The sequence below is a fragment of the Sorangium sp. So ce448 genome, from assembly GCF_051520915.1.
Lineage (GTDB): Bacteria > Myxococcota_A > Polyangia > Polyangiales > Polyangiaceae > Sorangium > Sorangium cellulosum_B.
This window is the reverse complement of record NZ_CP150343.1, coordinates 2,799,205-2,814,050: the sequence shown is the minus strand read 5'-3', so window position 1 is coordinate 2,814,050 and position 14,846 is coordinate 2,799,205. Positions and strand designations below refer to the sequence as shown.

At 69.7% G+C, this 14,846-nt stretch carries 7 protein-coding genes; 3 read left to right on the top strand and 4 right to left on the bottom strand.

Annotated features, from left to right (window positions below):
• The first annotated feature begins 680 nt into the window (after positions 1-680).
• A complete protein-coding gene (locus tag WMF45_RS10850) occupies positions 681-2,030 on the top strand; it encodes a hypothetical protein (RefSeq protein WP_437716839.1) in 1,350 nt (449 codons plus the stop codon).
• On the opposite strand, the gene WMF45_RS10845 is transcribed toward WMF45_RS10850, so the two are convergent.
• The 3 genes from WMF45_RS10845 to WMF45_RS10835 all read right to left on the bottom strand — a co-directional run bounded on the left by WMF45_RS10845 (position 2,019) and on the right by WMF45_RS10835 (position 9,172).
• Positions 2,019-5,261 (bottom strand): serine/threonine-protein kinase, encoded by a 3,243-nt coding sequence (locus tag WMF45_RS10845; protein WP_437716838.1) that lies wholly within the window; start codon positions 5,259-5,261, stop codon positions 2,019-2,021. The genes WMF45_RS10850 and WMF45_RS10845 overlap by 12 nt on opposite strands.
• 33 nt (positions 5,262-5,294) lie before the next feature.
• Positions 5,295-6,689 carry a sigma 54-interacting transcriptional regulator gene (locus tag WMF45_RS10840; protein WP_437716837.1) on the bottom strand — a complete coding sequence of 465 codons (1,395 nt, stop codon included), beginning with the start codon at positions 6,687-6,689 and terminating at the stop codon, positions 5,295-5,297.
• 152 nt (positions 6,690-6,841) lie between these two features.
• Positions 6,842-9,172, bottom strand: a complete 2,331-nt coding sequence (locus WMF45_RS10835; RefSeq protein WP_437716836.1) for a 2OG-Fe(II) oxygenase — start codon at positions 9,170-9,172, stop codon at positions 6,842-6,844.
• Positions 9,173-9,711: 539 nt separating this feature from the next.
• Here WMF45_RS10835 and WMF45_RS10830 point away from each other — a divergent pair.
• Both WMF45_RS10830 and WMF45_RS10825 read left to right on the top strand, forming a co-directional pair.
• Entirely contained in the window at positions 9,712-10,965 is a 1,254-nt protein-coding gene (locus WMF45_RS10830; RefSeq protein WP_437716835.1) for a hypothetical protein, read from the top strand.
• A gap of 119 nt (positions 10,966-11,084) precedes the next feature.
• Positions 11,085-12,125 carry an AraC family transcriptional regulator gene (locus WMF45_RS10825; RefSeq protein ID WP_437716834.1) on the top strand — a complete coding sequence of 347 codons (1,041 nt, stop codon included), beginning with the start codon at positions 11,085-11,087 and terminating at the stop codon, positions 12,123-12,125.
• A 17-nt stretch (positions 12,126-12,142) separates the two neighbouring features.
• On the opposite strand, the gene WMF45_RS10820 is transcribed toward WMF45_RS10825, so the two are convergent.
• The gene (locus WMF45_RS10820) at positions 12,143-14,230 is read right to left on the bottom strand and encodes a B12-binding domain-containing radical SAM protein (protein ID WP_437716833.1); all 2,088 of its coding nucleotides are present in this window, start codon (positions 14,228-14,230) and stop codon (positions 12,143-12,145) included.
• Positions 14,231-14,846: the final 616 nt, after the last annotated feature.

Here is a 14,846-nt window from a genome sequence, read left to right as displayed (position 1 = left end):
GCCGGAGGGCTGGACGTGCCGTTTCATGGCGGCGCATCGTCCGTGGCTTCACGCCGAAACGGACCGCCGGCCCGGCGATCGGTACCGTCACCCTCCTGTAACGCCTCCCTGGCTCGGCGCCGCGCGGTGCAACAGCGGGGTGCCCGACCTGTTACGGGGACACGTGCGCGGCGCGGTTTTCCGCAGCGCAACACGGTGTATCACCGGCGTAACACCCCGGTCTATCGCGGGCGATGTGCGCGCCAAGCCGGGCTCACCGCGCCGGCGCTCGGCGCTCGGCGCTGCCTCGATGAGACGGCGAACGTGCAGCCCGCGGTCATAACCAGGCATCCAGCCACGCTGGTGGGCAACGGCGCGCAGCGTGCACCGTGGCACGAAAGATGCCTCGGTGGCGGCAAAAACCATTCAGCATCGAGGGGGCCTGCTGGCCAACCGCTGCGCGTCCATGCCAGGATGCGCGCCCGCGAGGGGCGCTCACCTCGCGACTCGAGTTCAGGAGAAGGAGAATGCCTGTGGCCATAAGCCGTTTGTACATGGCGCTAGCCTGCATCGGCGTGGGTTCTTTCCTGGGGTGCGGCGGATGCATCGTCACGGTGAATCCCAGCGGGCCTGTGACGCCGGCGTCCACAGGCGGGCCAACAGAGCCAGTCGCTCCCCCGGGGCAGCTGCCTCACAACGGCATGCCCAAGAACGGCATCAGCGCGGAGGCGCTCCGCGCGAACAGTGAATTGCTCGAGCGCCTCAAGGTGAGCAAGCTGAACAGCCTGAAGCTCGACGATGTCAGGCCTTTCAGCACGCAGGACCCGACGCTGGAGCCGCGTGCCGTTCAGCTGATGCACTACATCGTCTCGTTTGCCCTGAAGGAAGGCCAAAAGGTGTCAGCCCGCGTGGGGAACAAGCGCTACGAGTGGAGCGGGCAGATCGGGGCATGCGCCGGCGGGGGGCAGCTGGGAGACTGGTTCCACAACCTTCCGTCGCCCGAATGCCTGCAAGCGGTCTCCGCCGGCGTGCTCGCCCGGGTGAACGCGCTCAACAAGGTGGTCGTTGTATCCATGCGCGGCCCGGGGGATCTCGTCGCGCTCCATGACAAGGTCCCCGCCGAGACCAGGTCTCGGGAGAGGAACACCAGCACAGGCGAGGCCACGAAGATCGAGAGCTTCGCCGCGTGCACCCCTCCCGGCGGACCGCGTCAGGCGACGAGCGACTGCGGGTGGACGGCGCGTTACGTCGGACAATGCCTGGCGCAGAGGTCAGGCGACAGCGGGCCGAGGAAGGTCACGCTCAAGCTCAACTCGGCCCACGTCAGCTCGTCTCCGGTGTTTGTGCGCGTATGCGCGGGCATCCATGGATGCAACCATGTGGACTACGCTGCGGCAGATCCTCGGAGCAGGTACATCAAGCACATCAAGAGCGACGCGCTCGACGGTCCGGGCGACACGGTCGATTTCTTGTGTCCCACGAATGGTCCTGCTGGCGCGGGCATCGTTGACGAGGCGACCTCCACCCCCGAACAGGTCGGGTACTTCAGCGTGATGCTATCGGAGCGAAATCTTGCGGTCGACGTGAAGTTCGAGAGCGCGGTGGGTGAGAACGAGGGCGTGAGGTATCCGGCGACGGAGGTGGAGCTGTTCAGGTACCGCGAGGGCGGGTTCTACGGGAACATCTTCGATTCGAACCCCGGGGGGGCTCGGCCCGACGGGGTGCTCTTCGACAAGCAGTACGCGTGTTATGGCGAGGACTGGAATCAAGGGGCGGCGAACCTCGCCGACAGGCTCTGCGCCCTCCCCGCGTCCGACGCGGCGGCGCAGTGCTTCGTCCATGAGCCGAAGCCATGCTCTCCTTTCAACGGGAATCCGGGCGCTTGCGCTCGGACTGCCGGTGCCAGGCGATCCATCTACACGCCGTGCGATGAGGCGGGCGCGCAGTGGAAATACCCCGTCACGGTCTACTTGAACCATCCATGCGATCTCAGGAGCGATTCGGGGTGCTCTTCGTTCAAACCCTGGTTGATCGACCGCTCACTCAGGTAGCCTCGCCACGAGCCGCCTCATCGACTCGACCGCCGGGACGGGGGCGTCCACGGCCGACCAGGCCTTGATCACCTGCTGGGCCAGCTCGCGGGCCCTCTGCTTGTCCCCGCGCCTCGCCGCGCGCTCCGCCTCGCGCACCGTCTTCAGGCTCGCGCCGTTCAGGGCCTCGCTGTCGTCCGGGATCGCCCGCTCCAGCCGGTCGACCAGCTCGCGCTCCCCCTCGCGCTCATAGGTCGCGACCATGGCGTCGCCGAGCACCTCGACGAACGGCTCGGGCTCCTGCAGCAGCGGGCGCCAGGCCAGCGCGGCGCCCCGCTGGTCTCCGCTGGCATGACGCTCGGCGCCCGTGATGTAGCTCTCCGTGTTCGGCAGCTCGCCTTCCGGGAACCTGACCCGGAGCTTGCGAAGCCGCTCGAAGCAACGCCGCGATACCGCCCGACTGGCGCGGGCGCAGACGGCGCCCATGCGGAGCGGGACGCTGATGTGCGTGCCCTCGAGGAGGGGTGGCTCCGGGTCGAGGAAGCGGGCGACGATGAGGTCGGCGATCTCGCGCTCGCGCCCGAGGACGAGCGCGAGCTCCAGCGCGCGCCAGGCGATCTGGAGGCGCTGCACGCGAACAAACCCGGAATCGCCAGGGGAAATGGCCATCGCGCGCCTCGCCCGCTCGAGCGCGGCGCCGATGCTGGCCTCGCTTGCCTCGACGCGGATGAGCAGCAGCTCGCTCCCGACCTTGTGGAGCAGCTGGCTTCCCTGGGCCACCGCGAGCGTTATCCCGCGCGCCTCCTGGCGCGCTCCCTCCTGGAGCAGCCGATCGACCAGGGTGTCGGCCACGTTCATGTCCAGGGGGGAGAGGACATAGGCACGCCGCGCGAACCGGAGAGCGCGCTGGCGAGCATCCTGCGCCGGGCGTTCGACCGCGCCGGGATCGGAATCCTCCCACAGCCATCCATACGCCTCCCACGGCATCCATACCCGCATCCCCTGCAGGGCGCTCTTCGCGCTCGCGGTTCCGTGGGTCACTGTTGCCAGCTGCAACCAGGGCGCGCACCACTCCCCTATCGGGTTCTTCGGCTCGGCCTGCACCGCGCTGAACGCCATGTCCTTGGCGAGCGTCGTCATCGCGGTAGCGCGCTTCTCATCGGGCGACGGCAGCAGACAGGATATCGTCGCTGCGAGGGTCGAGCGTCCCCAGGCCGACGCCTCGCGATCGTGGAGGCGCTGGAGCTCCGCCACAGCCGTCGGGTCGACGGTTCGCCGCATCATGAGATCGACGCGGGCGCGCGCGGCGAGCTCACCCGGTGAGGCGCCGGCGCTGGCCGGTGGGAGCGCGATGTCAGGTGCGGGCTCGCCGAGCGTGTAGGCGCAGCGAAAGCGCTCTCCTGGCCCCATCTCCGCGAGCCCGCCGCCGCGCGCCTCGAACCGGGCGCACTCCTGTCGGAGCCCGCCGGCGTTGTGGGTCATGGCCAGCGTCAGGTCGAGCAGATCCAGCGCCCCGTCGACCGTGCGCGCCCTCGAGAAATCGGCCACGGCGTCGTCGAGGCGTGAGGCCTTTGGCAACACCCCCGCATCGACCCAGGGCTCCATGGCGTTTCTCACGGCTTCATAGAGCGCGCTCGCCCTGCCGACCGAGGACGCGAGCTCCCTGCCGTCGGCGGCGCGCAGCGTGACCGTGAGCTGAAAGGCTCGGGACGGCTCCAGGACGATCGCCCCGTCCACATAGGCCGCTCCCCTCCTGCGCGCCGCGTCCAGCGATTGCGCGCGAGCCTCCGGCCCGGCATAGGGATCGATCGGAACCGCGTCCGCGTGCGGCCGCGGGAGGGAGAGCAGCTCCGCAGGGACCAGCGTGCGCGCCGCGCGGCCTCCGAGGAGGACCCGAGCCCGCTCGCACAACGTCGCCGCCGCGGCCGCTCCCAGCCAGCCGGCCGGCTCCTCGACCCCGGAGGCCTCCAGGATCGGACACGCGAGCACCGCGCTGTCGGGCTCCAGCGGAGATCGCATGACGGTGGGTGGAGGAGCAGGCGCTGGCCGGTGAGGGAACGCCCACCGGACGGCGCCCAGGCCCATGGCGGCCAGCGTGAGGCTCGAGGCTGCGATCCAGCGCCACCGGCGCGACAGGTGCACGATGGCCCGCGGCTGCCGAGGGGAGGTCGGGTTCGGCGCGTCGCTCTCGGGCTCGGAGCGAGGCGGCGCGGGGCCGGGCCCCCCTGCCCCGGCGGCCACCGAGTCCGTGCGTCCCACGCCCTCGCTTCCGCCCCGATGCCCGTCGGATTGGAACGTGTCGGTCCGCGTCGGCTGCTCGTCGACAGGTGGCGTCCCCTCGCGGGCCTCGGCCCCGGCGGCCTGCTGTGCTGGCAGCTCGTCGCCAGGCACGCCGAGCGCTCGCGCGAGCGCCCCCACGGCGGCGCCCGCGGTCGGGAAGCGCTGGTCCGGCGCGAGCGCCGTCGCGCGCGCGAACCATGCGTCGAACGCGGGCGGCAACGTCACGCCGTACCGCGCGGCGCGCTCGCACGCACGCTCCTTGGGGCCCTGCAGCGCGACGAGCGCGAAGGCGACGGGGCTGTCGCCAATGGCCACTTCGTCCTCCCAGTAGGGCCTGCCGACGAGGAGCGTGAACGCGATCATGCCGAGCGCGTAGATATCGGCGGACCGGGTGATCCTGCCGCTCTGGAACTGCTCCGGCGCCATGTAGATCGGCGTCCCGGCCGCGCCGGTCGAGCCGCGGGTCGCGCCCTCGCGCAGCACCTTCGCCACGCCGAAATCGAGGATCTTGATGCGCGGGGCGTCGTTCTCCCGCTGCTCCAGGAACAGGTTGCTCGGCTTCAGGTCGCGGTGGACGATGCCGAGCTGGTGCATCTTGTCGATGGCCGGCGCGGCTTGACCGAGATAGGCGAGCACCTCCTCCGGCGCGTGGCCGCCCACGCGCACGAGCCGCTCGCTCAAGGTCTCCCCCCGGAGCAGCTCCATCACGAGGTACGGAGTCCCCGTCGCGTCATCGACGCCCGCGTCGACGACGTCGACGAGCGCGGGGCTGTCGACCTGGCCGGACACGCGGGCCTCCAGCGCGAATCGCTCCCTCAGGTCGGCGCGCTCGACCGTGTGAGGGTGCATCACCTTGAGCGCCCTCCGGCGCTCCGTCTGGAGGTCGATCACCTCGTAGACAGCGCCCATCGCGCCCGCGGCCAGGCGGCGCAGGACGCGGTAGCGAGCCGCGACGACCGTGTCCGGCGTCATGCCCGCCTCACCCCGCGGCCGCGGCGCAGCACCTCAGTGGCGAAACTCATCGGGGTCGATCTCGTAGCGCTTCAACCAGCGATGGATCTGCATCCTGGCTTTGCCCATGGCGCGCGCCACGCCGGCGATGTTGCCGCTGTGCGCGCGCAGGAGCGCCTTGAGCTCCTCGGGCCGGGTAGGATCGTCCCCCTGCTCCGCGGCGCCTACGGCGTTGCGCCTCAGCGCGCTGTTCAGGTGATCGAGCTCGATCGTACCCCGCTGCGCCAGCACCGCCGCGGTCGTGATGCACTGCTCGAGCTCGCGCACGTTGAGCGGCCAGCCGTACGTGACGAGGGCGCGCGCCGCGCGAGGGTGCAGCTGGATGTGCTCGGCGCGCTCTCCATCGGCGCGCCGGAGGATCGCGCCGAGGATGAGGCCGAGGTCCTCCCGGCGCGCCCGGAGCGGCGAGAGCTCGACCGCGTGACCGGAGAGCCGCGCGAGCAGGTCGGAGCGAAAGTCGCCAGACGCCGCCATGCGCTCGATCGGCCGGTGGGTGGCCGCCACGACGCGAAGGTCCACGGAGATCGAGCGCGTGCCGCCCACCGGGCGCACCTCGCGCTCCTGGAGCACGCGGAGCAAGGCCACCTGGGCGGACAGGGGCAGGTCGCCGATCTCGTCGAGGAAGAGCGTCCCGCGATCGGCGCTGCGCACGAGCCCGGGGCGATCCTCGGTGGCCCCGGAGAAGGCGCCCTTCCTGTGCCCGAAGAGCTCGCCTTCGACGAGATCCCGCGGCAGCGCGCCGCAGTTGATCGCCACGAACGCGCCCGGCCTGCCCGAGAGCGAATGGATGGCGCGCGCCATGATTTCCTTGCCGGTGCCCGTTTCGCCCTGGATCAGCACGGGGATGGTGGAGGCCGCCACCACCCTGAGCCGCTCGAACATCTCGAGCTGCGACGGGATGAGGGAGAGCAGCCCGGGGACGTGCGCGGCGAGGCTCGACGCTTCCAGCAGAATGACCTGCTCGGCGCCGCGGGGAATCGCCGCGCGGTAGAGGAAGAACGTGCGGCCCAGCTCGAGCACGTCGCCCTCCGCGAGCTCGGCGTGCTTCCTCGGCGCCCCATTGAGGATGCTGCCGTTCTTGGAGCCGCAATCCTCGAAGCACCACCGGCCGAGCACCCGCATGATCCGCGCGTGCCTCGACGAGAGCCACGGGTCGTCGAGCCGGATCTCGACGCGCCGGCGTGAGCCGCTGTCCGCGACCTCCAGCCTCCGGGCATTGCCGCGGCCGATAACGACCTCCTCCACGTCATCGAGGGCGATGCGCGCCGACGACGCAAGCGGCCGATGGCTGTCCGCGATCAGAAACAAAAAGCTGCCGTTGCCTGATTTGTCCAGATAACGCTGTCCACCGGTGGCGGATAGCGTTCGTTGATCAGGTTCACCGGGCACGAACCCAGTCGTACCCAGTCGGGCAGACGCGGTCAATATGCCACGGGCGGCATTCCGAGCGGCTGCCGCGCGGGTTGCGCGTCATCCACGGGCGTGTGCTGCGTCGGGTCGTCGATGGGGTCGCGTGCCGCCGTCATTGCAGGCGCGATCGGTTAACCGAACGCGCTGCGCTCCTTCTTGAGCCAGGTAAGCAGCGCCTTCTGTTGCGCCCGCAGCGCTGCTTCGCGCTCGAAGAGAGTCTTCTCTTTCGTCAAGACGAGCGTCTGGGGGCTTCCGCGGCGAAGCGTGGTGTGGGTGACGGGCAGGCCGTGATCATCGATCACTCCGTGGATGTGCCGCCTCCGTTCCTTGGCCAGAGGCCACGCGAGCTGGACCTGGGCCCGATCGACCAGGAACGCCGCGAGCACCTTGCACAGCGCACAGGAGCACCCGGGCGGGGGCTCGATCGACCAGTCGTCCGCGCTGCGCGCGTTCGCCGCGACGGCTCGTTCGAGCAAGGCCTCGACGCGGCGGACCAGCGCCTGCAGCCCGAGGGCCTGCACCGCGGCGGGCTTGCGCCCTTCCCGGCACCTCTTCAACAGCGCGCAGGCGGTCATGAGCGGCAGCGCCGACTCGGGCGCCGTGAGGGAGGCGATGAGGTCGTCGCGAATGGAGGGCGCCCGGATCGCGGCGGCGGTCTCCAGCAACGAGAGCAGATCGTCGAGCAGTCGATCGGCGCGGGCCTCCCGGAGGGCTTCCGGCAACAGGAGCGCGCCCTTGCAGCCTTCTACGAGCGAGGCCACCTCGCGCGCGAGGAGCCACGCGGCGAGCGCCTTGCCGTGCTCTCCGCCGGCCCGGAGCGCCTCGCCGAGGCGGGGGAGCAACGAGAGCCAGGGCGGAGTATTGTAGAGCGCGCGCTCGGCCCACGCGGAGAAGACCCGCTTCGACCACGAGAAGCCGTAGCGTTCGACGAGGGCCACGAAGGCGGGCACCACGCCGGGACTCAACCGATGCGGTCCCGAGGGCGAGACGAGCCCGAGGGCCAGATCGGCGTCGCCGAGCGCCGCCGATACCTCGACCAGCCGCTTGAAGGACGCCTCGCTCAGCTCGTCCGACGCGGCCGGATGCCAGGAGGAGAGGAGCCTCTTCGCCTTGTCGCGGGCCTCGTCCGCCCTGCCCGCCTCGACGTGGGAGGCGAGCTCGTCGACGGCCCATGACGGCGAGAGCTTCGCGCGCACCTCGAAGGCCAGATCCCGCGGCCACATCACGACGGCGGCCCGATGATACCAGCGGTCCACGGTGTTGCCGTAGTTGCCCATGTACCCCTCGTGCTCGGACTTGAACGGCGTCATCTCGGTCGAGGCCCTCGTGAAGCAGACATCGTCGCCCGCCCGCATGGTCGCGATGCCCGGCGCGCTCCGCCCATCCGGGCCGACCCAGTGGCGAAGCACGACATCCGTATCGAGGAGATCGATGAGGTCGTGCTCGTCCGCGTCGCTGGCATCCTCGAGATCGCCGTCGTGACCGCGATCGCCGCGCCAGCGATCACCGTAGTCATCCCAGGCGCCCTCGCACGACCAGCTCTCGTGCACGTCGGCGAGGGCGAGGTACACCTCGCAATCGAGGCGCTCGGCGACCTCTTGCAGCGCCGAGGCGCGCAGCCGATCCGCATTCTTGAGATGGCCCCATCCGAGGCTCTTCTGCGTGTACTCGTGGTCCAGGAGGTAGATCAAGCGGTCCGGCCGCCGTGAGGGAGACTGCGCGTACGGCAGCGAGATCGGCGTCGAAAGGTAGGCTTTGATGCCCGCCTCGATGCGCTCGACCGCGGCGCGGCAGAGCGGCGCGCGAGCCTCCGCCACCCCGCGGTAGAGGAGGTGGTAGGTGAGGGAAATCCGGTAGCCTGCGTCCACCGGCCTCACCTCGTGGCGACAATCCGCGTAGAAGGCGAGCAGCGATAGATCTTTCGGACCCTGCGCGGCCCCGCGAAAGACCTTCTTCTTCCCGTCGTGCTCGACGACGATGGATCCGCCCTCGTGCCTGGACGGCAGCTCCACCACGAGGGTCCCCACCATGTCGTCGGCGCGCTCCGAGTCCTGGTGCGGCGCGAAGAACTGGCCGGGCCCGTACACGAGCATCTTGTCGAGCTCGGCGTGGAGCTCACCGCCCTCGGGCAGCCCGAGGCGCTGACGGACGAGCGCCAGCTTCGGAGCGAGGGTGCGCCGCCACCGCTGCGTGTCGATCTTGAGCTGGCGCAGGCCGATCTCCCAGCTGTCGCGCACGCTCGTATCGAGCAAGGTCTTGTCGCGCCGGCCGAACGGGGCCGGACGGGCGACGGAGCACAGCTTTCGCGCGGTGGCGGCGGAGATCGGGAAGCGGATGGGGCCGACCCCCTCGACCTCGATGTGCAGATCCTCGCCGCTGCACCCGAGCTCCGTTGCGAACGTGCCTTCCGGCTCGACGGCGGCGAGCGCCGCGGCGATCTCCTTCAACAGACCAGCTTGCAAGTGGGTGTCTCCTGCCAAGGACGCATACCACGGCCCCAGACGCATCGGATATCCAATTGGCCGTTCACCGGCGCAACGGGGCGCTGCACCAGAGAAAACGGAGCGAGCGGGCCGCGCGGATTCGCTGAACGACATCAAAAAGCGATCTTTCTTTCGCCGGCATGAGAATCCGCAGCACCTGAAGACAATGCGTTCGGAGCGACGAGGCGGCGCTCGTCATCGCGTATCGCTCCGCGGGCGTCCTCGTCCTGTCCGCGTTCCGGACGCCGGACGCGCTGGCCCCCTCGAGGACGTCGAGAGAGGGCACCGCGGCGGGCCTCTCGCAAAGTCGCCGTCGAGAGCCGGAGGGCGTCGCGGGCCGATTCGTTGGCCGATTCGACCAACTCCCTGGCCGGCGCGACCAAGCAGCCCATCAGGCCGCTCGCTACATCTGCCTCATGTCCAGCCGCGGAGGCGCGCGTCGCGCCTCGCCGGACGCGTGGAGGCTCAAAGCCATGATCGGTCGAATGGAACTCTCGCGATATTCAAGGAGGGGCTCAATGGCCCTCGCGCTCACCACCACCCTCGCGGTCGCAGGGGGCTGCCCCATGTCGGATGATGATGGCGCCGGCAGCAGCTCGACGAGCGCAGGGCACGGCGGCTCGTCGGCCTCCGGCGAGGGCGGCTCGTCGAGCTCCGGTGAAGGCAGCTCATCGAGCGCCGGTGAGGGCGGCTCGGTCCGCTGCCCGGTCGCGACGCACAACGGGATCATCTCGATCCAGGATGTATCGATTCAAGGCGCGCCGCAGGCGGGCCACGGCCTCACGGTGCAAGTCCTGTTCACCCCCTCCAGGCCTCCCGCTTACGAGCAGATGCCCGGGGAGATCGAAGGGTGCAAGGCGTGGGTCTACGACACACAGGACAATCCGCCGCCGGCGCTGACGGATCAGGGGGTGATCACGATTGCCGGCCTCGAAGGCGGGCCCCTCGCGTGCCGCTTTGCTGGCTCGGGTTATGTGTGCCCGACGTCGACGGGGACAGGACAGGCGAGCGTCGCTCCGGGGCAGAAGGGGACCGCGACCTACACGATCGAGGGCGCGACCTTCTCCGCAGCGGATGTCGGCCGTTACCTGCGCGTCACCGGCGCGGCGAACGCAAAGAATCAGGGCGCATTCCCCATCGTCGCCGTGGAGTCGAGCACGACGGCGATCGTGGTCAACCAGGGCGCGGCGGAGGAGGCCTTCGCGGCCGAGTACACCGTGCTCGCCGGGGCGGGGCCCGTTCCGAACAACCCCGTCGACCCGATCGAGGGCGGCGACGAGGTCGTCGTGGGCATCTCGCCCGGCGGCGAGATGGCCTTCGACTTCCCCGACAGCGCCCCGATCGTGGCCGGCGAGGCGTTCACGCCCGACACGGCGTCGGCGGCCGCCCTCGTCGCGGTGCCGCTCGACGGCAGCCCATTGACGCTCGGCTGCGGCGGCCCGGGAGGCAGCTGCGGGCCGGCGCAGGCCACGCTCGTGCGCCTCACCAGCACGGACGGCGACGTCGAGGGCGCGTCGCCGTTCGCGATGCCCCCGCCCGCGCGCAAGCAGGTCGAGATTCAATGCGTCGCGCTGGGAGGTGATGGCACGCTGACCATCCCGGCCGAGGCCATGAAGCTGCTCCAGGAGGCCCACCAGATCTCCCCGATCTCGCGCATCCGGACGGCGCTGATGCGCGAAGGATGGGCAGGCCCCACGAACGCCGCTTCCCTGCCTCCGAACATCACGACCATCGTCGTCGGCCACGGACTGCTCGGCTTCACCAGCCCTTGACGCCCGCGGCGCCTGCGCCCTGATCGGCGCGTCAGAGCGCGCTCGCCCCGCCGCGAGCTCGCGCCGCGGCGAACACCGGCGAGCGACCGCCGGTGCGGATCCTGCATGATCCCGGGCGCATGCACCGCCCGCTGCCCACCGTGATGACGTCCGTGGCCAGGCTGGTCGTCGACCTCGGGCTCCGCGACGGCATCCGGCTGGGCGCGATGGAGCGGGCCGCGCGCCTGCCGTCGCTCGCCGCCGATCCCGACCGGCGCATCGAGATCGACCGACTCCTCGATCTGTGGACCTATCTGGGCCAAACGCTGGACGACCCGTCGCTGCCGATCCGCGTCGCGCAGCGGGCGACGGTGGAGGACCTGCACGTGCTCGGCTTCGCCATCATGAGCGCGCCCTCCATCCGCCATGCGTTCGACACCGCGGCGCGGTACAGCGCGCTCCTGACCGACTCGGGCCGATGGGAGGCGGTCGAGAGCGGGAAGCGCGCCGAGGTGCGGTGGCATCGCCTGCGGCCGCTCACGCTGGGGCACCGCCTCTCCAACGAGACAGCGCTGGCGCAGAACCTCGGCTGCCTGCGGCAGATGGCGGGCGACGACCTCACGCCGCTGGAGGTGAGCTTCCGCCACGCGGCGCCGCCGCGCCGGACTGCGCACGTGGAGTTCTTCCGTTGCCCCGTGCGGTTCGACGCGCCCTGGGACGGGATGGTGTTCCGCCGCGAGGTCCTCGACATGGTGCCTGTGGGCGCGAACCAGAGGTTATGGGAGTACCTGTGTCGCAGCGTGGGTGCCCTCTGCGAGCACCTCACCCCGCCGTCGATCGCGGACGGCGTGCGGCACCAGCTCGTCCGCGCGCTCGCGAGCGCCGAGGGCGGGATCCCGACGCTGGACGACGTGGCCCGCTCCCTCGGCACGACGGAGCGGACGCTGCGCCGGCGCCTGGAGGTCGAGCGGACGAGCTTCCGGAAGCTGGTCGAGGAGGTGCGCCGCGACCGCGCGGCCGACCTGCTGGCGAGGAGCAGCGTGACCGAGACGGCGCTACGGCTCGGCTTCTCGGACACGACCGCGTTCAGCCACGCGTTCCGGCGCTGGTTCGGGTGCCCTCCGCGCGAGCTCCGGGGCGCGAGGGGGGCTTTGGGCAATCCGCGGATGCGCGACGGCTGAGTAGCGCCCGCCAGCGATCACGAACCACCATGAGAGCAAGCGACGAGCTCGCTCTCGGAGGGCTCATGGACCTGGCCGTCCGAGAATATCTCGATCCAGTGGCGAGCTCGGCCGACCTCGTGTTCAGCGCCGTCGCTCGGCTCAGCGAGCCAGCGCTCGATCTCCTCGCACCCGAACGAGCGGCCGCCTCTCCGCGCGGCGGCGTGTAGCGCGTGCAGGGTTGCCCTGGAGATGAAATGGTCGACAGCCGCGAGCGGCGTGTCGTACATCACCCTGCTGGCCGTCCGCGCGGCGCCTGCGTCACCGACGCCAGCTGGGACGAGGCGCGGGCCGAACCGATTGAAGTAGAGGAGGCTGTGGGCGCTGTCGATACCGCCCACGAAGGGTCGCTCACCAGCGATGGAGACGACCTGCGCGGCCAGCGCATGCAGCTCCGCGTCACGCAGGTCGCCAGGATAGCGCAGCCGCCCGTCCCCATCGCGCCAGCAGAGCACGCGCGCGATGTCCTCGCCGTCGTACGCCGCGACCTGCCGGATCCCGAAGCGGGACGGCTCCTTTCCGACGATCGAGCCCGAGGTGAGCACGTAGTCGCCGATGCCCGCGAGCGTCCAGACATCTCGGTTCTCGAGCAAGAGCGAGAACGTCATCCGCGCCTCGTCCTTTGTCTCGCCCGGGAAGCCGATGAACCCCATGAGCTGGCAGCCGATGCCGGAGGAGGAGAGCTGCCGGAGCACCGCCGGCACCTCGGCCACAGAGACTCCCTTGTCGATGCGGTCGAGCACGCTCTGCGAGCCCGACTCGTACCCGAAGGAGATGGCGATGCAGCCCGAGCTCCGTAGATCGACGCCGAGTCCTCTCCGGAACAAGCGCTCTATCCGGAGCTCTGCGCCCCACCGGATGGGAATCTTGCGCTGACAGATCCCCTCGCAGAGCTTCCGGAGGTACGCAGGAGAGATCGCGTCGACGGCAAAATAAACAATGCGTGAAAGCCGGCTGATCCCCTCGAGCTCGTCGAGCGCTTCATCGATCGGACGCTCTCGAGACGGCGATGTCGGCGAGTCCGTGTTGAGCCCGTAATCACAGAACGTGCAGCGGTTCCAGTAACATCCACGTGTCGGAGAATAAAGCACGACGGGCTCCGGGGACCAGTACCGCCCGAGGTCCCAGACGTCGTAGCGGGGCGCAGCCAGCGCGCGGAGGTCCTCGTACCGCGCGCGCGGCGCTTCGGCCATCGCGAGCGCGCCGCGGGTCCTCGGCACGAGGATACCGGGGCGCCCCGCGGGTGCGCGCGCGCCCGCCTCCGCCGCGGCGAGCAAATCGACGAGCGCCGTCTCGCCCTCGCCACCGACGACCGCGTCGCAGGTGGGGAACAGGCGCCAGATCGCGTCGCGCCGCGACGCATACTTCAGCACGTCGCTGATCTCGGTGCCGCCGACACAGATCATGCATGAGGGCAGCACGCGGCGGACCTCTCGCGCCATCCAGATCGCGAAGGGGAGCTGAGAACTATAGTTGACCGAGAGGCCCACCAGCGAAAATTCGCGCTCCTTGAGCGACGCCACGAACGGGCCCTCGAGGTAAGGCCGGAACGGCGCCACAAACCGCTCGATGATCCGCGGATCGGCGAGGTCGGAGAGACGGGAGAGGTTGACGATACCGCTGCGATCGACGCGGAGGCCGTTGAATTGCCCGGGGAACCCGTTCACCGAGAGCGCGTCGAGGAGGCGCCGAATTACGGCCGTTGACCTCTGGTAGAGCGGGTAGTCGTAGAAGCGAACGGGGTCGCGCATCACTTCGATGGCGCGCTGGGCGGCATCGGGCTCGAGCCCGACGGCCGCGAGCGCGAAGCGGTACCGGAGCTCGTCGTAGCGGGTCCGGCGCGGGCGGCGCTCGATCTCCTCGCGAACGGAAGCGCAGGCACGGAGGAGCTTCGCGACCTGGTCCGGGTGCGCCAGAAAGTAGAGCGCCTCGAGGTTCGCGTCCAAGCAGCGATGGCCGAGGAAGCCAGCCGCGTTCGCCGCCCCGACGAGATACGGGATCGAGTGGTACGGGGCCGTCGGATCCGTCAGCGGGACATTCACGAGCAGATAGTCGATCGTTGACATCTCACCCGTGGCGCCTTCTGTCGGAACAGTCTCCATGCAATTCTCACACTTCGGACCGCGCGTTTCGGACTTCACTGGAGCTCACTGAGGGAGAATTTCTCCTCGGCAGACGGGCTGAGAAGCGCATGCACTCGCATGCCTCCAGACGCGACACTGGAGCAACTTCGATGCCACACCTCACGAGAAGCCAACAACAGGACAGATGGAACCATGAGGTTGCACTTGCAGCCCTTGTTCCCTTCGATTCCATCGCATCCATAGCGATCGATTTTCGACCGGAGGGGGGGCAGGTGTAGATCTTGGACAGGCCAGATCTGTAGGGTGCGCTTGCTGGTGCGTGGTAGCACACTATATTTGGGGAGTAGGCGGACCCGTACAAAGGAGCGCGGCATCATGATCATTCAAAATGGATCGACGCGAGGGACGAGCCAGGTTCTTGAGGACGACGACTTCGACGTGGATATCCGCATCAACGTTCGGGGCACCGAGGTGATCGAGGACACCTCGGTGCTTACATGTTCCTGCGGGACGTGCGCCGAGCGTTCGTGTCCGGGGACATGCACCTGCATCAATAACTGTTAGTCGCCGCGACCGACCCCACCCGTCGGCGGAATCC

Bases quoted from the DNA above. Each gene is read 5' to 3' on its own strand.
- WMF45_RS10850 (WP_437716839.1), top strand. From the start codon at position 681: ATGCCCAAGAACGGCATCAGCGCGGAGGCGCTCCGCGCGAACAGTGAA.
- WMF45_RS10845 (WP_437716838.1), bottom strand. From the start codon at position 5,261: ATGACGCCGGACACGGTCGTCGCGGCTCGCTACCGCGTCCTGCGCCGC.
- WMF45_RS10830 (WP_437716835.1), top strand. From the start codon at position 9,712: ATGGCCCTCGCGCTCACCACCACCCTCGCGGTCGCAGGGGGCTGCCCC.
- WMF45_RS10825 (WP_437716834.1), top strand. From the start codon at position 11,085: ATGCACCGCCCGCTGCCCACCGTGATGACGTCCGTGGCCAGGCTGGTC.
- WMF45_RS10820 (WP_437716833.1), bottom strand. From the start codon at position 14,230: ATGTCAACGATCGACTATCTGCTCGTGAATGTCCCGCTGACGGATCCG.